Origin of the sequence: Streptomyces sp. P13-3-3, assembly GCF_050571355.1 — a bacterium.
Taxonomy (GTDB): Bacteria; Actinomycetota; Actinomycetes; order Streptomycetales; family Streptomycetaceae; genus Streptomyces; species Streptomyces althioticus.
Genome location: NZ_CP192228.1, coordinates 2,890,344 through 2,907,692, shown reverse-complemented (window position 1 = coordinate 2,907,692; position 17,349 = coordinate 2,890,344). Strand labels below are relative to the sequence as shown.

Sequence of the window (17,349 nt, the reverse complement as noted above, 5' to 3'; positions counted from 1 at the left end):
TCAGCTCCGGGAGAGGATGCCGTCGATCTTGCCGGAGGCGTCCTTCAGCAGTTGGTCGATGTCGGCGTCCTCCTTGGTGAGGACGGCGGAGACGACGCCGTCGAGGACGGAGTAGAGCTGCTGGGCGTGCGGCGGCTCGATCTTCATCTCGAGCTTCTGGTTGCCGTCGAGGAAGGCCTGGTAGTTCTCCACCGGGACGTTGGCGTTGGCCTCCTTGACCTGCTGGTCCTTGGCGTCGGCGGCGCCGGTGAACAGACGCGGCTCGGGCAGGCCGACGGGGGCGTCGTTCCGCTTGGCGCGGGCGTAGTCGCCGAGGAAGCCGTCACCGGGGGTGAGGAACATGTGGTCGAGCCACTTGAGGCCGGCGCGGATCTGCTCGGGGGTGGCCTTCTTGCTGAACATGTAGCCGTCGCCGCCGACGAGGGTGGCCTTGCCGCCGGGCATGGGGGCGATGGCGATGTTCTCGTACTCGGCGCCCTTCTCCTTCACCAGGATCGGGATGTTGTCGGGGGCGGCGAGGTACATGCCGAGCTTGCCGGAGCCCATCATCTGCTGGGCGTCGTTGATGACGAGCAGCTGCTTGCTGCCCATCGACTCGTCCTTCCACCGCATGTCGTGGAGGGTCCGGAGGACTGCGCGGCCCTCGGGGGTGTCGACGGTGGCGTTCTTGCCGTCGGCGCTCACCACGTCGCCGCCCTGGGAGTACAGCTCGGCGGTGAAGTGCCAGCCGCCCTGGTTCTGGGCGCTGTAGTCGGCGTATCCGACGACGCCGTCGCCGAGCGCGGCGATCCTCTTGGCGGCTGTGCGGACCTCGTCCCAGGTGGCGGGCGGGGTGTCGGGGTCGAGGCCGGCCTTCTCGAACAGGTCCCGGTTGTAGATCAGGCCCATGGAGTAGCCGGTGCGGGGGATGCCGTAGATCTTGCCGTCGACGGTGTAGATGTCGCGGAGCTGCTGCTGGATGGTGTCGTAGCTCTTGAGTTCCTTGACGTACGGGGTGAGGTCGGCCGCCTGGTTGATGTCGACGACGTGGCGGGCGTCGGTGAAGTACGTGTAGAAGACGTCCTCCATCTGCCCGCCGGCGAGCTTGGCGTCGAACGTCTTGGGGTCCTGGCAGGGGAACGCGTCGTGCGGGACGACGTCGATGTCCGGGTTCTTCTTCTCGAAGGCGGCGATCTCGTCCTCGAAGAACTGGCGGTCGACCTTGGCGCTCTTGGGCGGCATGCAGTTGACGGTGATGCGTGTCGTGCCGTCGGCGGCGTCGTCGCCGTCCGAGCCGCAGGCCGTCAGCGCGAGGGCGCCGACGCCGAGCGCGACGAGGGTACGGCGGATCCCGGTGCTTCTCATCGGTGGACCCCTTACGGGACAGGAGCGAGTGAACCCCTCGGAACAGGAGCGGTGGGCGGGGCACACTCAAGCACCGACGACATCGGTCCGCAAGATGTCGCGCAGAATTTGAAATTATTCGACAGTTGACGGCGGGTCAGCCGCGTGGCGCCTGCCCGGTCGAGCCGCGCACCACCAACTCCGGTTCGAACAACAGCTCTTCGGGGGCCACCGTGCTGCCGCTGATCTGCGCGTTGAGCAGCTCCACCACGGCCTTGCCCATGGCCTCGATGGGCTGGCGCACGGTCGTGAGCGGCGGTTCGGTGCAGTTCATCAGCGCGGAGTCGTCGTATCCGACGACGGAGATCTGGCCGGGGACGTCGAGTCCCTTCCGCCGGGCGGCGCGCACGACGCCGAGGGCGAGGGGGTCGCTGGCACAGATGAAACCGGTGACGCCCCGCTCGATGAGCCGGGTGGCCGCGGCGTGGCCGCCCTCGATGGAGAACATGGCGCGGGCGACGTGCTCGTCGGGCACCTCGCCGGCCACGGCCCGCGCGGCCGCCAGCTTGCGGGCCGACGGCATGTGGTCGCCGGGGCCGAGCACCAGGCCGATGCGTTCGTGCCCGAGGGAGGCGAGATGACGCCAGGCCTGCTCCACGGCCACGGCGTCGTCGCACGACACGGCGGGGAAACCGAGGTGCTCGATGGCCGCGTTGACGAGGACGACGGGGATGTTGCGCTCGGCGAGCTGCCGGTAGTGGTCGTGCGGCGCGTCGGCCTGGGCGTACAGACCGCCGGCGAACACCACGCCGGACACCTGCTGCTGCAGCAGCAGGGTGACGTAGTCCGCCTCGGAGACCCCGCCGCGGGTCTGGGTGCACAGCACCGGGGTGAGGCCGAGCTGGGCGAGCGCGCCGCCGATGACCTCGGCGAAGGCGGGGAAGATCGGGTTCTGCAGCTCGGGCAGGACCAGGCCGACCAGCCGGGCGCGCTCGCCGCGCAGCTGGGTGGGCCGCTCGTAACCGAGGACGTCGAGGGCGGAGAGCACCGCCTGCCGGGTCGCCTCGGAGACTCCCGGCTTGCCGTTGAGCACCCGGCTGACCGTGGCCTCGCTGACCCCGACCTTCTTCGCCACCACAGCAAGTCGTCGCGTCATGACCGCAAGCGTAGCGCAAGATACGCAAACAGCTTGCATAATCGCGCAAGATCAGGGGTCAGGGCGCTGCCCACAGACCCCTGACATGACCGAGGTGACGGGTCATCACCGCGCGTACGGTCTCGGTATCCCGGGCGAGCAGCGCGTCGAGGAGTTCGAGGTGCTCCTCCGCCGACGCCCGCAGCCGCCCTTGCTCCGCCAGCGCGGTCAGCCCGTACAGCCGGGAGCGGTGGCGCAGGTCCCGGACCACCTCGACGAGATGGGCGTTCCCGGCGAGCGCCAGCAGTCCGAGGTGGAAGCGCCGGTCGGCGTCGACGTACGCGATGAGGTCTCCGGCCGCGGCGGCGGCGACGATCTCCTCGGCGACCGGGCGGAGGGCGGCGAGCGGGGCCGGGTCGGCCGTGGCGGCCAGCGCGGCCGTGGTCGGGATCTCGATCAGGGCGCGTACGTGCGTGTACTCGTCGAGTTGCCGCTCGGAGACGGCGGTGACCCGGTATCCCTTGTTGGGGACGGCGTCGACCAGTCCCTCCTTGGCGAGGTCGAGCAGCGCCTCGCGCACGGGCGTGGCGGAGACGCCGAAGCGGGCCGCGAGCCCCGGCGCCGAGTACACCTCGCCGGGCCGCAGTTCACCGGCGATCAGCGCGGCCCGCAGGGCGTCCGCCACCCGCTCCCGGTAGCTGGGGCCGCGTCCGCCGAGGGCGGGCAGGGCGGGACCGCCGGCGGTCACAGGACGAACCCCGCGGGGAAGGGGTCCGTCGGGTCCAGCAGGTACTGCGCGGTGCCCGTGATCCAGGCGCGTCCGGTGAAGCTGGGCAGTACGGCGGGGCGCCCGGCCACCTCGGTGGTGCCGAGCAGGCGTCCGGTGAAGCGGGTGCCGATGAAGGACTCGTTGACGAACTCCGTGTGGAGGGGGAGTTCGCCGCGGGCGTGCAGCTGGGCCATGCGGGCGCTGGTGCCGGTGCCGCACGGGGAGCGGTCGAACCAGCCGGGGTGGATCACCATCGCGTGCCGCGAGTGCCGGGCGGTGGAGCCGGGCGCGGTGAGCTGCACGTGGTGGCATCCGTGGATGGACGGGTCCTCCGGATGCACCGGTTCCCCCTCGGCGTTGACCGCCTCCATGAGGGACAGCCCGGCCGCGAGGATGTCGTCCTTGCGGGACCGGTCGAAGGGCAGTCCGAACTGCTCCAGCGGCAGGACGGCGTAGAAGTTCCCGCCGTACGCCAGGTCGTAGGTGACCGTGCGCCCGTCGGGCAGGGTCGCCTCGCGGTCCAGGGCGACGGCGAAGGACGGCACGTTGCGCAGGGTCACGGCGGTGGCGGAGCCGTCCGCGACCTCCACCTCGGCGACGACGAGCCCGGCGGGGGTGTCCAGGCGCACGGTGGTGACCGGCTCGACGACCTCGACCATGCCCGTCTCCACCAGCACGGTCGCCACGCCGATGGTGCCGTGCCCGCACATCGGCAGGTAGCCGGACACCTCGATGTAGACGACGCCCCAGTCGCAGTCGGGCCGGGTCGGCGGCTGGAGGATCGCGCCGCTCATCGCGGCGTGGCCGCGTGGCTCGTTCATCAGCAACTGCTTGACGTGGTCCCGGTGTTCACGGAACCACAGGCGTCGTTCGTTCATCGTGGCGCCCGGGATGACGCCGACACCGCCGGTGATCACACGGGTGGGCATGCCCTCGGTGTGCGAGTCGACGGCGTGCAGGACCAGTGAGCTGCGCATCTCCCCGCCTCTCTACGCCAGTCCGGCCGCGACGGCCTTCTCGGTGGCGGCGCGGACGGCCGCCTCCTGCTCCGCGTCCAGCGGGACGCGCGGCGGACGGCAAGGCCCGCCGTGGCGTCCCACGACGTCCATGGACAGCTTGATGGCCTGCACGAACTCCACGCGCGAGTCCCAGCGCAGCAGGGGGTGCAGCTGCCGGTACAGCGGCAGCGCGGTGGCGAGGTCCCCGCCGGTCGCTGCGCGGTACAGCTCCGCGCAGGAGCGGGGCAACGCGTTGGGGTACCCGGCGATCCAGCCCTTCGCCCCGGCGACGGCGAGCTCCAGCAGTACGTCGTCGGCGCCCGCCAGCAGGTCCAGCCCGGGCGCGAGCTCGGCGATCCGGTAGGCGCGGCGCACGTCCCCGGAGAACTCCTTGACGGCTTGTACGTACCCCTCCCTGTGCAGCCGGGCGAGCAGCTCCGGCACCAGGTCGACCTTGGTGTCGATCGGGTTGTTGTACGCGACGACGGGCAGCCCGGTGCGGGCGACCTCGGCGTAGTGGGCGAGGACGGACCGCTCGTCGGCGCGGTAGGCGTTGGGCGGCAGCAGCATCACCGCCCGGCATCCGGCCTCGGCGGCCTGCTCGGCCCAGCGGCGCGCCTCGGCGGACCCGTAGGCGGCGACCCCGGGCATCACCCGCTCCCCGCCGACGGCGGCCACGGCCGTCTCGACGACGCGGGCCCGCTCCTCGGGGCTGAGCACCTGGTACTCCCCCAGGGACCCGTTGGGCACGACCCCGTCGCACCCGTTCGCCATGAGCCACGAACAGTGTTCGGCGTACCGGTCGAGGTCGACGGTCAGATCGTCGCGCAGGGGCAGCGCGGTGGCGACGAGGACTCCTCGCCAGGGGCGGTGACCGGTCATGGGGATCCTTCCTCGGGGCGCGGACGGTGCTCGGGCGAGGTGGTCCGGTGGTGCTGTGCCGCCAGGACGCCCAGGGGGACCGGGCGGGCGAAGGGGCGGCGGGCCGGTGCGGGCGGGGATCCGGTGACGGCTGCCACGCCGGGTGCGCACATGCGGCCCTGGCACCAGCCCATGCCCGCGCGGGTGAGCAGCTTGACCGTGCGGGTGTCGCCGGCGCCGAGGGCGAGGGCCTCGCGGACGGCGCCCGCGGTGACCTCCTCGCAGCGGCAGATCACCGTGTCGTCCGGAACGCCCTCGCCCCAGTGGGCGGGCGGGCCGTGCAGGGCGTGCAGGGCCGCCGCGGCCGTACGCCCCTGGGCGCGGACCCGGGCGGCCGGCGCCCAGGCGTCCGGGTCGGGTGTCGTGCCGCGCAGGCGGGCCGCGACCGAGCGTCCCGCGATGTGCCCCTCGGCCAGCGCGAGTGCCGCGCCGCCGACGCCCGTGGCCTCCCCGGCCGCCCACACCCCCGGTACGTCGGTGCGCTGTTCGGCGTCGACGGCGACGGCGTGGCCGTCGAGCCGGCAGCCGAGGCTCTCCGCGAGGTCGGTGTGCGGCAGCATGCCGTGTCCGACCGCGAGGGCGTCGCACGGCAGCAGCCGCTCGGTGGCGGGCCGGACGCGGCCCCGCGCGTCGAGGGCGGCGACGGTGACGCCGGTCAGCCGGTCCTTCCCGTGGGCGCGGACCACGGTGTGCCGGGTCAGCACCGGGACCCGGTGGCGCAGAAGGCGCGCCGCGTACCCGGCCGCCTCGGGCAGCTTGCCGGCCAGGGCGCGGGCGTGGCGCGGCAGGCGGGCGGGGTGGGTGGACTCGACGAGCGCGGCGACGCGGACGCCCGCCGCCGCGAGTCCGGTGGCCACGGGCAGCAGCAGCGGCCCGGTGCCGGCGACGACGACCGTGCCGCCCGGTGTGACGAGGCCGCCCTTGAGCAGGGCCTGCGCGCCGCCCGCCGTGACGACGCCCGGCAGGGTCCAGCCGGGGAACGGCAGGACCGTCTCGTACCCGCCGGTGGCCAGCAGCACGGCGTCGGCGCACAGCTCGACGGATGCCCGCTGCTCGGGCCCGAGCAGCGCGTGGACCGTCAGCCCTCCGGACTCCCGCTCCACGCACCAGACGTGGTGCTCCGGCCGTACGTCGACGGGGCTCGCGGCGAGGGCGTCGCGCAGCCGGGTCCAGGTGCGTCCGCCGCGCTGCGGGACGCTCTCTCCCAGGCCGGGCGCGGGCTGCCGGAAGTACTGTCCGCCGGGCGCGGGCGCCGCGTCGACCAGCGTCACCCGGATGCCGCGCCGCGCCGCCGCGAGAGCCGCGGCGATCCCCGCGGGGCCTGCGCCGATCACCGCGAGCTCAGTTCTCATGACCGGTGCCCTCCTGGGTGCGGATGACGTCCCCAGGGCGCGCCGGGACCAGACAGGCCCGCTGGTTGGGGCGGTCGTTGACGGTGACGAGGCAGTCGAAGCAGACGCCGATGCCGCAGAACACCCCGCGGGGACGTCCGCCGTCCCTGGTGGTGCGCCAGGAGGTGACGCCGGCCGCCCACAGCACGGCGGCGACCGTCCGCCCGGGCAGCGCCTCGACCGGCCGCCCGTCGAAGGTGACCTCGAACGCGCGCCCTGTGCCGCCGTCTTCGGGAGTTCTCATGGTGCGGCCTCCGTCGCCGGGCGGGGGAAGCGGTCGGGCCGGAAGGGCGCGAGGTCCAGCTCGGGCGTCCTCCCGGTGAGCGCCTGCGTGATCAGCAGCCCCGTGCCCGGAGCCAGTCCGATGCCGGCGCCCTCGTGGCCGCAGGCGTGGAACAGCCCCGGCGCCCGCGGGTCGGGGCCGATCGCCGGAAGGTGGTCGGGCAGGTAGGGCCGGAAACCGGCGTACGTGCGCAGGGCCCGCACGTCGGACAGGAACGGGAACAGCCGGGTCGCCCCGGCCGCCAGCGCCCGTACGGCCGGCAGGGACAAGGAGCGGTCGAAGCCGACGCGTTCGCGGCTGGCGCCGATGAGGACCGGTCCGGCGGCCGTCCCCTCCACCACCGGGGAGGTCAGCAGGTCCGCCGTGTCGCCCGCGACGTCGGCGACGTAGTCGGCGGCGTACACCTTGTGCCGGATGCGGGGCGGCAGCGGCTCGGTGACGAGGACGAAGCCCCGCCTGGGCATGACCGGCAGGAACACGTCGGCGCGGGAGGCGAGTTCGCCGCCCCAGGTGCCGGCCGCGTTGACGACCGCGGGGGTGTGGACGTCGCCGCGCGGGGTGCGGACGCCGCGCACGGCGCCGTCGCGGGCGCGCAGGACGCGGGTCACCTCGCGGCCGGTGAGGAGACGGGCGCCGGAGGCCTTCAGCAGGTGCGCCGCCGCGAGGGCGGGCATCACCTGGGCGTCCTGCGGATAGCGCACCCCGCCCGGGAGGCCGGGCGCGAGGCGCGGTTCGACGTCGTGGAGGCGGTCGGCGGGCACGGGTTCGGCGGTCACCCCGGCCGCGCGCTGGGCGTCGGCGAACGCCCGCAGCCCGTCGTACGCCTCCGGGGTCTCCGCGACGACCAGGCCGCCCTTGGCGTCGTACTCGACGTCCGGGCCGTGGAGGGCGGCGAGTTCCGCCCACAGCCGCAGGGACAGCAGGGCCAGGTCGAGCTCGGGTCCGGGCGCCTTGTCGGAGACGAGGAGGTTCCCCTCCCCCGCGCCGGTCGTCCCGCCGGCCACGGGGCCGCGGTCCACGACGGTGACGTCGAGCCCCGCGCGAGCCGCGTACAAGGCGCAGGCGGCGCCCGTCATCCCGGCGCCCACCACCACGACATCGCAGGTCAGCGACTCGCTCACGCCGGTACTATGTCACACATCACACGGGCGGGGAACAGGGCGGAAACGGACGTTCCCGAAGGTGCTCAGTCCTCGCTGGGGACCACGCGCAGGTGGGAGGCCGCGCGGCGGGTCCTGCGGTCCCGGCCGGCGGGGCGGGGCGTCTCCCGGAGGACGAACGTCACCCGGCGGCACTCCATCTCCTCGAGCACGGAGGTGGTCTCCACCAGCAGACGGCACTCCGTGGCCCCCCGGCGGGGGTCCGGGTGCAGCAACGGCCGTACGGAGCCGTCGTGTCCGGCGGCCCGCTCGCCCACGGCACGCAGCCAGTGCGGCAGACCGTGCCGGAAGGCGGCGTCCATGATCGGGTCCTGGGCGATGTCCCGGCGCACGGCGTGCAGCACGGGGTCGTGGGGGTGCCGCTCGGCGGTCGCGGAGAAGTCCGCCAGCATGGGCAGGCACCAGCTCGCCTCGTGGTCGCCCAGCACCGTGGCGGCGTCGGGGTGGAACAGCACGAAGCGGAGGAAGTTGGCGCCGGGGTGGGCCGTCGGATGCGGCTCCACGCCCTGGAAAAGTGTCCGGAAGGCGCCGTTGGTGAGCAGGACGTCCCACCGGTGGTCCACGACCAGCGACGGGAAGGGGACGGAGTCCAGCAGGACGGCGTAGTCCCGCAGATAGTCGTGGGCGGCCTCGGGAGCCCCGGGGCCGGGCCGCGGTGCCGGCCGCTGCCCTCCTGCCTGAAATGCCATCGGGAGGTCACCCCTCTTGCCTGTGCGGCCTTGACGCGGCGCCCCGATCCTGCTGCCCGGAGCGTCGGCGTGTCAACTATCGTGGCATTCCGCGACGGTTGACGGCCGAAATTGGCCACAGTTGTGGCGAGACCTGGATGCGAGTTCGATCCACCGGCTAGTCTCCGTGAGGTTCACGGCAATCGCTTGTGAGAAGCCTGTGAGAGACGTAGGAGATCTTTCGGTGACGGGTGGCTTCGAGGGTCCGGGCACCGCGCCGACGACCGCGCTGCCCGCCGTCGTCGCCCGGGTCACCGCACTCGCCGACCGGCTCGGCGTGGCGCACAGCGAGGTCTTCGACGTGGGCCGGCTGTCGGTGGCGTCCGGCGTCCCGGAGCCCGTGGTCAAGGCACTGCTGAGCGGGCAGCCCGCGGGTGAGCCCGATGTGCAGGCGCGGTTCCTGCAGCGGCTGGACCTGCTGCGCCGTACGCGGCTGAAGCCGAACGGCCGCAAGTACACGCAGCAGGAGATCGCCGACGGCGCGGGCATGTCCCGGCAGCAGGCCGGCGCGCTCATCAACGGCGACCGGCGGCCCACCATGGAGCACTGCGACGCCCTCCAGCGGTTCTTCCGGGTGCACGCCGGTTTTCTCACCGCCGAGGACCCGGAGGCGCTGGCGAGCGCCCTCCAGCACACCGAGCAGGAGCTGCTCCAGAAGCTCGCGGAGCGGGAGTCGGCCACGGCGGCCGACGATCCGCTCGAGCGGCTGCTGCAGGACCACGGGGTGCGGGGCATCGCCTGGCGGGCCGCGCAGCTGCCCACCGACCAGCACCGCGACAAGGTCGCGGAGTGGCTGGACATGCTCCTGGAGAGCGTCCAGCGGCCCAAGTCGTGACCCGGGGAGAAGTGTGGGCATCGGTAGGGAAATGCGCCGCCTCTGCGGCGAGTTGGTCACGGAGCTGACGCTTCCCGTCCCGGCGCGGCCCGCCGATCTCTACGCGGCCCTGTGCGAGGCGATGAGCCGGCGCCGCGGGCGGCCGGTGCTGTTCCGCACGGCGGCCTTCCCGCCGGGCACCGCGAGCGGGCTGTGGCTCGACATGGCGGACCAGGACCTCGTCGTGGTCGAGGAACGCACGGCTCCCGACCACCAGTTGGTGATCCTCGGCCACGAGCTGTGGCACATGAAGGCCGGCCACTGCGGCCACCATGTGGAGGGCGCGGGCGCGGAGGTCGCGACCCGTTTATGGGGTGCTTCCCTCGACGACGACGCGCTGCGGGCGACGGTGCTGCGGGTCGCGGCGCGCACGCGGTTCGACCTCGCGGACGAGAAGGAGGCCGAGGCGTTCGGGCTGCTGCTGGCCAGCAAGTGCCGGACGTACCTGGCCGGTTCGTCGCTGCGCGGGCCCGTCCAGCGGGACCATCTGGCGGGGCGGATCGGGGCGTCACTGGGGTATCTGGGGCCGCAGAGCTGACGCTTTCCGGGCGGGTGCGCGGGGTGGCGGGGCGTCGCCTCGGGCCGATTGTCAGTGGTGGGCGGCAAGCTGGTGGTGCGCCCCCGTTTGTGCCGGGGGCACGGGGACCCACGACGACGACACGGGGAGAGCCGAGCGATGCCCACCGCCGTACTGACCGACCGCGAGCGCACCGCCGTCCAGGCCTATCTCAGACTGCTGCACACGGTGCGGGCCGCCTTCGGCGACGACGGGCCCGGCCCGGCGGGGCCGGCCGTGCTGCCGGTGGTCCCGCCTTCCGTACTCGCGGAGGCGGAAGCCGCGTTGGAGGGGGCGGGGCTGGCGGGGAACGAGGAGGAGTTCTTCCGGATGGTGGGGGGCTGGCAGCCTGGGGGCTGAGGTTCGGCGCGTCGCGCCTTGGATTGACCCGGGGTCGGACGGCTGCGGCGCTGCTGGAGCTTGTCGCCGCCGTTCCCCGCGCCCCTTCGGGGCACTGCCGCCCTCAGAGGCGCGGGGAACGGCGCTCAGCCCCCGCCGGCCCCTGACTCACCCGTGTGGGACGGCCACCGCTGTGGCGAGGAGCGAACCCTGGATGGTCCACCGGCCGGTGAAGTGACCCAGGCGGCGGCCTGAAACCACCGGCCCCGGCACCAACAGCTCCGCGGAGAAGGTGCCGTCCCCGTGGACGACGATGTCCGCCTCCGAGAAGTCCAGCCACTTCCGCGTGAGCGGATACCACGCCTTGTAGACGGATTCCTTGGCACTGAACAGCAGGCGGTCCCAGTGGACGTCCGGGCGTTCCGCGCGGAGGCGTCCGACGCGGGCCGCCTCCTGGGGCAGGGCGATGGCGGAGAGAACTCCCTCGGGAAGCGGCGCGTGTGATTCGGCGTCGATGCCGAGGGACGCCAGTTCGTCGGCGCGCACCAGCGCCGCGGCGCAGTAGCCCTCGCAGTGGGTCATGCTGCCGGCCAGCCCGCCGGGCCAGACGGGGGCGCCGCGCTCACCCGGGACGACGGGCGCCGCGGGCACGCCGAGCTTCTCCATCGCGCGCCGGGCGCAGTAGCGTGCGGCGGTGAACTCCCGGCGGCGTTTGTCGACGGCACGCGTGAGGAGAGCCTCCTCCTCGGGGAACAGGGGGGCGTCCACGCCCTCGTCGCCGTAGGCCTCGACAGCCGCCACCGTCGGCGGGAGCAGATCCTCGATCACAGGGCCGACTCCTCCGCGGGCAGGATCCGACGCAGCCGGCCCGGTGGTTCCTGCCGTTTGCGCCACTCGCGTGGGTAGCCCACCGAGACCTCCTCGAAGCGGACTCCGTCCTGTCGGGTCGTCCGGGGGATGTGCAGATGGCCGTAGACCGCGGTGTGCACGGGGTATCTGCGGTGCCAGTCGTCGGTCAGCACCGTGCCGCACCACATCGCGAACTCCGGGTACCACAGCACCTCCGTCGGATGGCGGTGCAGCGGCCAGTGGGTGACGGGGACGAGGGGCAGGTCCTCGGGAAGTTCGGCGAGCCGCCGTTCCGTCTCGGCGACGCGGGCGCGGCACCAGTCCTCACGGGTCGGGTACGGGTCGGGGTGCAGCAGCCGCTCGTCGGTGCAGACCACCCCGGTGCCGTACGCGTACTCCAGCCCCTCCTCCTTGGTGGCGCTGCCGGACGGGAGGAAGGAGTAGTCGTACAGGAGGAAGAGAGGCGCCACGGCGACCGGGCCGCCGGGGCCCTCCCAGATCGCGTAGGGGTCCTCGGGCGTGAGTACCCCGAGCTCGCGGCACTGCTCGACCAGGTGCTCGTAGCGGGCGACGCCCCGCAGGGTGACGGCGTCACTCGGGTGCGTCCACAGTTCGTGGTTCCCCGGCGTCCAGATCACCCGGGCGAAACGGCCGGCGAGGGTCTTCAGGGCCCAGCGGATGTCCTCCACCGTCTCCGCGACGTCGCCGGCCACCAGCAGCCAGTCCCCGTCGGACTCGGGCCGCATGCCCTCGACCATGTCACGGTTCTCGGCGTAGCCGATGTGCAGATCGCTGACCGCCCACAGCTGAGGGCCATCTCCACCCGTCGCCATCACGGTCGTCCCTTCAGCAGCCGCCGGACCTCACCACGAGATCACATCGGCCCCGCCGGAACAACCGCGGACCGCCACCCGGGCGTGGTATCAGGACGACCCTTCTTGGTCGTATGATCTGCCCTACACCACCGCCATGGACACGTCTTTTCCGCACGGCGGTTCGGTGCACCTCCCTACGTCATGCCCGGGCCCGGGCTGCTCCGCCCTGCCCGCACACCGTTGAAAGGCGGCCCGCATGGTCTCTCGCGTACGCGTCTGGCTCAACCGCACGTACGCGGAGAACGTGTTCTTCATGGATCAGCTGCGGCGAAATCCCAGCGACCGGGCCGTCGAGATCCACGCCACCCACGGTGACCCCGACTCCCCCGTCCTCGCCGCGGCCGACACGGCCGAGCTGGAGCCGGAAGGCCTCTCCCCCGCGGCGTACGTCGAGTACGCGCTCACCCAGTGCCGGCGGCGCGGGATCGACGTGTTCGTGCCCCGGCTGCACCAGTCGGCGATCGTCGCGCACCGCGCCGACTTCGAGGCGGCCGGGACAGCGCTGCTGGCGCCGCCGCCCGAGGCGGTGGCCGTGTTCGAGGACAAGGTGGTCGCCTACCAGGCGGTCGAGTCGATCGGCGTCCCGGTGCCGCCGTGGTGGCGTGTCCGGGACGCGGACGAACTCGTGATCGCGGTCGAGGAGTTGGAGCGGCTGGGACACCGGGCATGCTTCAAGCCCGCGGCCGGCGCGGGCGGGGTCGGCTTCCGCATGATCACCCGCGAGCCCTTCTCGCTCGCCCAGTTGAAGGGCTTCCCCAGCCCGGAGGTCCCGCTCGACCTGGTGCTGGAGTCCCTGCGGCGGGCCGAGGAGCCCGTCGACTGGCTGGTGATGCCGCGGCTGGAGCAGCCGGAGGTCTCCGTGGACTGCCTCACCGGGTCCGACAACCGGGTCCGGCTGGCGATCGGCCGCACCAAGCACGGCCGCCGCCGGGGCTTCACGCAGCACGAGCGGTGGCTGGAGCCGGCCCGGCGCATCGCGGAGGGCTTCGGCCTGCACCACCTGTCCAACATCCAGTTCCGGATGCTCGGCGACCGGCCGGTGCTGATGGACGTCAACACCCGCCCCGCGGGCGGGCTGCACCAGCTCTCGCTGTGCGGGGTGAACGCGCCCTGGGCCGCGGTGCGGCTGGCGCTCGGCGACGACCCCGGCGAGATCAGCCCGCCCTTCCTGGGCCAGGACTACACGGTGGTGTCCGCGCCCCGCCCGCTGCTGCCGGTCACGGTGCCACGGCAGCGGACCGAACCGCCCACGGGCACGGGCACGCTGGACGCCCTTCCGGCGCCCGCCACGCCCGTGGAACCACGGACGGCGTCGGGGGCACTGCGGTAGGGCCACTGCGGTGCACTGCGGTAGGGCCACCGCGTCGGGGGTGACAGCGGGCCGTCGACAGGCTTCCGGAAATTTCTGAAAGAAATCTCCGCCAGGGTGTATCAGGCCCCGGTGTGCGTGCTCTTGATGGTGAACGGCGACTGGGGAAGCCGCCGGGGGGAGCACGGGGGACCGGGGGGAGCTCGGGTCGGTCGGCCGCTGTCACGGGGAGCGACCGGCCGGCCCGATGCCAACTCCCCTTCCGGTGGCGCCGGTGAGTGAGCCGCTACCGGCCCAGGTAGGCGAGTCCGGGATGGACGGCCCTGTAGGCGTCCACGAGCCGGCGGGCCACGCTCACCGAATCCACCAGAGGGTGCATGGCGAAGGCCTTGACCGCCGTGGCGCGGGATCCCGAACGGGCGGCGGCCAGCACCTCGCGCTCCACGGCCTTCACGGCACAGACGAGACCCACGGCGTGCCCGGGAAGCGGATCGACGGAGACGGGGTGCGCCCCGTTGGCGTCCACCAGGCAGGGCACCTCGATCACGGCGTCTGCGTCCAGCGGGGAAAGGGTGCCGCGGTTGCGGACGTTGAGGATCAGGGTGGCGCGCTCGTCCCGGGCGATCGCCCGCATCAGCGCGAGCGCCACCTTCTCGTAGCCGCCCGACAGATCGTCCGCCTCCCGCTCCCCCGCGCCGGCCGCCTCCCGGTTCTCACTCATGTAGGTCGCCTCCCGCTCGGCGCGGGTACGGTCCCACAGCTCCAGCGCGGACACGTCCGGGTCGGCCGTCCCGGCGTAGAAGCTCTCCTGCTGGTCCCGCAGGAAGGCCCCGCGGGTCCGCTCCGCCTGCTGGTACGCCCGGACGGCCTCGCGGTTGAAGTAGTAGTAGTGCAGGTACTCGTTGGGGATCGCGCCCAGTGAGCGCAGCCAGTCCGCCCCGAAGAGGCGGCCTTCCTCGAACGAGCCGAGCAGTGCGGGGTCGGCGAGCAGACGGGGCAGCCGGTCCTGGCCGGCCACGCGCAGACCGCGTACCCAGCCGAGGTGGTTGAGGCCGACGTAGTCGATCCACGCCTCGTCCGGCTTGGCACCCAGCACCCGGGCGATGCGGCGGCCGAGGCCGACCGGCGAGTCGCAGATGCCGATGACGCGGTCGCCGAGGTGGTGGGACATGGCCTCGGTGACCAGACCGGCCGGGTTGGTGAAGTTGATGACCCAGGCGTCGGGGGCGAGGCGGGCGACCCGCCGGGCGATGTCGACGGCGACGGGCACGGTGCGCAGCCCGTAGGCGATGCCGCCGGCGCCCACGGTCTCCTGCCCGAGCACGCCCTCGGCGAGGGCGACCCGCTCGTCGTTCGCCCTGCCCTCCAGCCCGCCGACGCGGATGGCGGAGAACACGAAGTCCGCGCCGCGCAGCGCCTCGTCCAGATCGGTGGTCGTGGTCACCTCGGGCGCGTCGGGCACCCCGGCGGCCTGCTCCCCCAGCACCCGCGCGATGGCCCGCAGGCGCCCCGCGTCGACGTCGTGCAGCACCACGCGGGTCACCCGCCCGGCACCCCGGTCCCCGAGCAACGCCCCGTGGACGAGCGGCACCCGGAACCCACCACCACCAAGAATCACCAGTTTCACACCGCCACCTTTCCACACGTGCACCCCGAGGAGACGCGAAGACCACGCGCACAGCACCGCGCCCCGAAGGGGAGCGGGGAACCGCGCGCTCGGCCCCCACCACCCGCACCCGCCGCGTCCCCGGTGGCCCACGCCCAACAGGCGCTCCGAAATCCCTCTCACCGGCGAGGCGCCGTCCCCACACCCCTCCCGATACTGGAACCCCCGCCCCGAGGAGCCCCCCTCATGACCCTCCGCTCCACCGTCGCCGAGGCGACAACCCGCTGGCGCCCCACCAACCCCTACGTCCTGGACGCGGCCCTCGCCGCCCTCACCCTCTTCGCCGTCTCCCTCCAGTGGATCTTCCCCGACGAGGGCGACGACCCCCTCTCCTGGCAGGGCTGGCTCCTCGGCGCCGCCACCGCCGTCCCCCTGATCTGGCGGCGCCGGTTCCCCTGCACCGTCGCCTGCGCGGTCTCCGTCGCCACCCCCGCTCAGGCGCTCTACCACGCGCCCCCGCCGGACGTGATGTACGGCGGCATGGTCGTCCTCTACACGATGGCGGCCCAGGCCCGTCCCTGGCAGCGGCGGCTGATGCTCGCCGGATGGATCATCGGCGTGGTCGTCACCATGCAGCACCAGAGACACCAGGCCCCCTTCGAGTACGCGTTCCACCTGATGGGCCTGGTCGCCGCGTACGCACTGGGCATGCTCGCGCGGGTGCAGCGGGCCTACACCGCCGCACTGGAGGACCGCGCCCGCCGGCTGGAGCGGGAGCGGGCCGCGGACACCGCGCGGGCGCGGGCAGAGGAACGCGCCCGTATCGCGCGGGACATGCACGACATCCTCGCGCACGCGGTGAGCCTGATGGTGGTGCAGGCGGAGGCCGGTCCGGTGGTGGTGCGCAGGGACCCGGACCGCGCGGAGGCGACCTTCGACACCATCGCCTCAACCGGCCGCGACGCGATGGCACAACTTCGGCGTATCCTCGGCGTGTTGAAGGAGGAACTGCCGGAGGCGGGCACCGGGTCGCCCCGGCTGCCGCAGCCGGGCGTGACGGCGTTGCCGGAGCTGGTCCGGCAGGTGGGGCACTCCACGGGGCTGCGTGCCGAGCTACGGACCTCCGGGGAGCCGCGTCCGCTGTCCTCGGACACGGAGGTGGCGGCGTACCGGGTGGTGCAGGAGGCACTCACCAACACCGTGAAGCACGCCCGCGCCTCCCGGGCGCTGGTGGAGCTGGACTGGGCGGACGACCAGGTGTCGCTCACGGTGACGGACGACGGGCGGGGGCCGTCCGGCGGGCCGGGCGGGCACGGGCTGATCGGCATCCGGGAGCGGGCCGCCGCGTGCGGGGGCAGCGCGGAGGCCGGTGCGGCTCCGGACGGCGGGTTCCGGGTCGCCGTACGGCTTCCGGTGGCGGCGCGGAGGGAGACGGCGCTCGGCTGACCGCCCGGGCGACGGAGGACGGGCCGAGCCGCTCGGCCCGGCGTCCGCACGGCGACGGACAGGGAGGGGCGCTCGGTTGAGCATCCGGGTGGTGGTGGCGGACGACCAGGAGCTGGTCCGCGCGGGTTTCGGCATGATCCTCGACGCCCAGGACGACATCGAGGTGGTGGCCGAGGCGGCGGACGGGCAGGAGGCCGTGTCGGCGGTGCGCCGGCACGGCCCGGACGTGCTGCTGCTCGACATCCGCATGCCGGTGATGGACGGCCTGGAGGCGGCCCGTCTGGTGTGCGCGGAGTCGGCCTGCAAGGTGGTCATGCTGACCACGTTCGACCTGGACGAGTACGTGTACGAGGCGCTGTACGCGGGCGCCAGCGGCTTCCTGCTGAAGGACGTGCGCCGCGACGACCTGGTGCACGCGGTGCGGGTGGTCGCGGCGGGCGAGTCGCTGCTCGCCCCGACGGTGACCAGGCGGCTGGTCGCGGACCTGGTGAAACGCCGGAGGGAGCAGCCGGCGGCCGCCGGCGGTCCTCCCCCGCCCGGCCTGGACGCGCTCACCGCCCGCGAGGTGGAGACGCTCCGGCTGCTGGCCCGCGGCCTGTCCAACGCGGAGATCGCCCGCGCCCTGTTCGTCAGCGAGCACACGGTCAAGACGCATGTGAGCAACGTGCTGTCCAAACTGGGCCTCAGGGACCGGGTGCAGGCGGTGATCCGCGCGTACGAGTCGGGGCTCGTCACCCCGGGAGCCCCCTGAGGTCGCGGGACATCCCTCCGAGGAGTGAGCCCGCAG

18 protein-coding genes are annotated in these 17,349 nt (G+C 73.4%); 6 read left to right on the top strand and 12 right to left on the bottom strand.

Translation table 11 applies throughout. The features are described from left to right. The 9 genes from ACQZOG_RS13225 to ACQZOG_RS13185 all read right to left on the bottom strand — a co-directional run bounded on the left by ACQZOG_RS13225 (position 1) and on the right by ACQZOG_RS13185 (position 8,669). Positions 1–1,344: an ABC transporter substrate-binding protein gene (locus ACQZOG_RS13225; RefSeq protein WP_037642792.1), complete on the bottom strand. Its 1,344-nt coding sequence runs from the start codon at positions 1,342–1,344 to the stop codon at positions 1–3. 136 nt (positions 1,345–1,480) lie between these two features. After that, positions 1,481–2,479, bottom strand: a complete 999-nt coding sequence (locus ACQZOG_RS13220) for a LacI family DNA-binding transcriptional regulator (protein WP_230229515.1) — start codon at positions 2,477–2,479, stop codon at positions 1,481–1,483. A gap of 58 nt (positions 2,480–2,537) precedes the next feature. After that, positions 2,538–3,206, bottom strand: a complete 669-nt coding sequence (locus ACQZOG_RS13215) for a GntR family transcriptional regulator (protein WP_203549729.1) — start codon at positions 3,204–3,206, stop codon at positions 2,538–2,540. Beyond that, entirely contained in the window at positions 3,203–4,204 is a 1,002-nt protein-coding gene (locus ACQZOG_RS13210; RefSeq protein ID WP_193456779.1) for a proline racemase family protein, read from the bottom strand. Before ACQZOG_RS13210 ends, ACQZOG_RS13215 begins: the two co-directional genes overlap by 4 nt. Positions 4,205–4,216: 12 nt before the next feature. Further along, positions 4,217–5,107, bottom strand: coding sequence for a dihydrodipicolinate synthase family protein (locus ACQZOG_RS13205; protein WP_430741512.1), 891 nt, complete (start codon positions 5,105–5,107; stop codon positions 4,217–4,219). After that, the gene (locus ACQZOG_RS13200; RefSeq protein WP_430741511.1) at positions 5,104–6,498 is read right to left on the bottom strand and encodes an NAD(P)/FAD-dependent oxidoreductase; all 1,395 of its coding nucleotides are present in this window, start codon (positions 6,496–6,498) and stop codon (positions 5,104–5,106) included. The genes ACQZOG_RS13205 and ACQZOG_RS13200 overlap by 4 nt, the downstream gene beginning before the upstream one ends. Then, entirely contained in the window at positions 6,488–6,781 is a 294-nt protein-coding gene (locus ACQZOG_RS13195; RefSeq protein WP_033277946.1) for a (2Fe-2S)-binding protein, read from the bottom strand. The genes ACQZOG_RS13200 and ACQZOG_RS13195 overlap by 11 nt, the downstream gene beginning before the upstream one ends. Then, the gene (locus tag ACQZOG_RS13190; RefSeq protein ID WP_430741510.1) at positions 6,778–7,941 is read right to left on the bottom strand and encodes an NAD(P)/FAD-dependent oxidoreductase; all 1,164 of its coding nucleotides are present in this window, start codon (positions 7,939–7,941) and stop codon (positions 6,778–6,780) included. Before ACQZOG_RS13190 ends, ACQZOG_RS13195 begins: the two co-directional genes overlap by 4 nt. 65 nt (positions 7,942–8,006) lie before the next feature. Continuing rightward, the gene (locus ACQZOG_RS13185; protein WP_203549732.1) at positions 8,007–8,669 is read right to left on the bottom strand and encodes a hypothetical protein; all 663 of its coding nucleotides are present in this window, start codon (positions 8,667–8,669) and stop codon (positions 8,007–8,009) included. A gap of 223 nt (positions 8,670–8,892) precedes the next feature. On the opposite strand from ACQZOG_RS13185, the gene ACQZOG_RS13180 reads away from it, so the two are divergent. From ACQZOG_RS13180 to ACQZOG_RS13170, 3 genes are all read left to right on the top strand, one after another. Continuing rightward, positions 8,893–9,543, top strand: a complete 651-nt coding sequence (locus ACQZOG_RS13180) for a helix-turn-helix domain-containing protein (RefSeq protein WP_033277943.1) — start codon at positions 8,893–8,895, stop codon at positions 9,541–9,543. A gap of 31 nt (positions 9,544–9,574) precedes the next feature. After that, the gene (locus ACQZOG_RS13175) at positions 9,575–10,120 is read left to right on the top strand and encodes a hypothetical protein (RefSeq protein ID WP_033277942.1); all 546 of its coding nucleotides are present in this window, start codon (positions 9,575–9,577) and stop codon (positions 10,118–10,120) included. 138 nt (positions 10,121–10,258) lie between these two features. Next, on the top strand, positions 10,259–10,498 hold the full coding sequence (locus tag ACQZOG_RS13170) for a hypothetical protein (protein ID WP_033277941.1): 240 nt from the start codon (positions 10,259–10,261) through the stop codon (positions 10,496–10,498). 147 nt (positions 10,499–10,645) lie between these two features. On the opposite strand, the gene ACQZOG_RS13165 is transcribed toward ACQZOG_RS13170, so the two are convergent. Further along, positions 10,646–11,305 (bottom strand): 4'-phosphopantetheinyl transferase family protein, encoded by a 660-nt coding sequence (locus ACQZOG_RS13165; RefSeq protein WP_058917386.1) that lies wholly within the window; start codon positions 11,303–11,305, stop codon positions 10,646–10,648. Next, positions 11,302–12,159, bottom strand: a complete 858-nt coding sequence (locus tag ACQZOG_RS13160; protein ID WP_033277939.1) for a metallophosphoesterase family protein — start codon at positions 12,157–12,159, stop codon at positions 11,302–11,304. Before ACQZOG_RS13160 ends, ACQZOG_RS13165 begins: the two co-directional genes overlap by 4 nt. Positions 12,160–12,397: 238 nt before the next feature. Here ACQZOG_RS13160 and ACQZOG_RS13155 point away from each other — a divergent pair, with 238 nt between their 5' ends. Continuing rightward, entirely contained in the window at positions 12,398–13,531 is a 1,134-nt protein-coding gene (locus ACQZOG_RS13155) for an ATP-grasp domain-containing protein (RefSeq protein ID WP_380827873.1), read from the top strand. 265 nt (positions 13,532–13,796) lie between these two features. On the opposite strand, the gene ACQZOG_RS13150 is transcribed toward ACQZOG_RS13155, so the two are convergent. Further along, on the bottom strand, positions 13,797–15,137 hold the full coding sequence (locus ACQZOG_RS13150; RefSeq protein ID WP_037642764.1) for a 6-phospho-beta-glucosidase: 1,341 nt from the start codon (positions 15,135–15,137) through the stop codon (positions 13,797–13,799). 225 nt (positions 15,138–15,362) lie between these two features. Between ACQZOG_RS13150 and ACQZOG_RS13145 the strand changes: the two genes are divergently transcribed. Together ACQZOG_RS13145 and ACQZOG_RS13140 are read left to right on the top strand one after the other, a co-directional pair. Further along, positions 15,363–16,562: a sensor histidine kinase gene (locus tag ACQZOG_RS13145; protein WP_033277936.1), complete on the top strand. Its 1,200-nt coding sequence runs from the start codon at positions 15,363–15,365 to the stop codon at positions 16,560–16,562. 76 nt (positions 16,563–16,638) lie between these two features. Beyond that, on the top strand, positions 16,639–17,313 hold the full coding sequence (locus ACQZOG_RS13140; RefSeq protein ID WP_033277935.1) for a response regulator: 675 nt from the start codon (positions 16,639–16,641) through the stop codon (positions 17,311–17,313). Positions 17,314–17,349 lie beyond the last annotated feature (36 nt).

Coding starts and splice junctions, on each gene's coding strand:
- ACQZOG_RS13220 (WP_230229515.1), bottom strand. CDS start 2,479: ATGACGCGACGACTTGCTGTGGTGGCGAAGAAGGTCGGGGTCAGCGAG.
- ACQZOG_RS13145 (WP_033277936.1), top strand. CDS start 15,363: ATGACCCTCCGCTCCACCGTCGCCGAGGCGACAACCCGCTGGCGCCCC.
- ACQZOG_RS13205 (WP_430741512.1), bottom strand. CDS start 5,107: ATGACCGGTCACCGCCCCTGGCGAGGAGTCCTCGTCGCCACCGCGCTG.
- ACQZOG_RS13175 (WP_033277942.1), top strand. CDS start 9,575: ATGCGCCGCCTCTGCGGCGAGTTGGTCACGGAGCTGACGCTTCCCGTC.
- ACQZOG_RS13155 (WP_380827873.1), top strand. CDS start 12,398: ATGGTCTCTCGCGTACGCGTCTGGCTCAACCGCACGTACGCGGAGAAC.
- ACQZOG_RS13195 (WP_033277946.1), bottom strand. CDS start 6,781: ATGAGAACTCCCGAAGACGGCGGCACAGGGCGCGCGTTCGAGGTCACC.
- ACQZOG_RS13200 (WP_430741511.1), bottom strand. CDS start 6,498: ATGAGAACTGAGCTCGCGGTGATCGGCGCAGGCCCCGCGGGGATCGCC.
- ACQZOG_RS13170 (WP_033277941.1), top strand. CDS start 10,259: ATGCCCACCGCCGTACTGACCGACCGCGAGCGCACCGCCGTCCAGGCC.
- ACQZOG_RS13210 (WP_193456779.1), bottom strand. CDS start 4,204: ATGCGCAGCTCACTGGTCCTGCACGCCGTCGACTCGCACACCGAGGGC.
- ACQZOG_RS13185 (WP_203549732.1), bottom strand. CDS start 8,669: ATGGCATTTCAGGCAGGAGGGCAGCGGCCGGCACCGCGGCCCGGCCCC.
- ACQZOG_RS13160 (WP_033277939.1), bottom strand. CDS start 12,159: ATGGCGACGGGTGGAGATGGCCCTCAGCTGTGGGCGGTCAGCGATCTG.
- ACQZOG_RS13225 (WP_037642792.1), bottom strand. CDS start 1,344: ATGAGAAGCACCGGGATCCGCCGTACCCTCGTCGCGCTCGGCGTCGGC.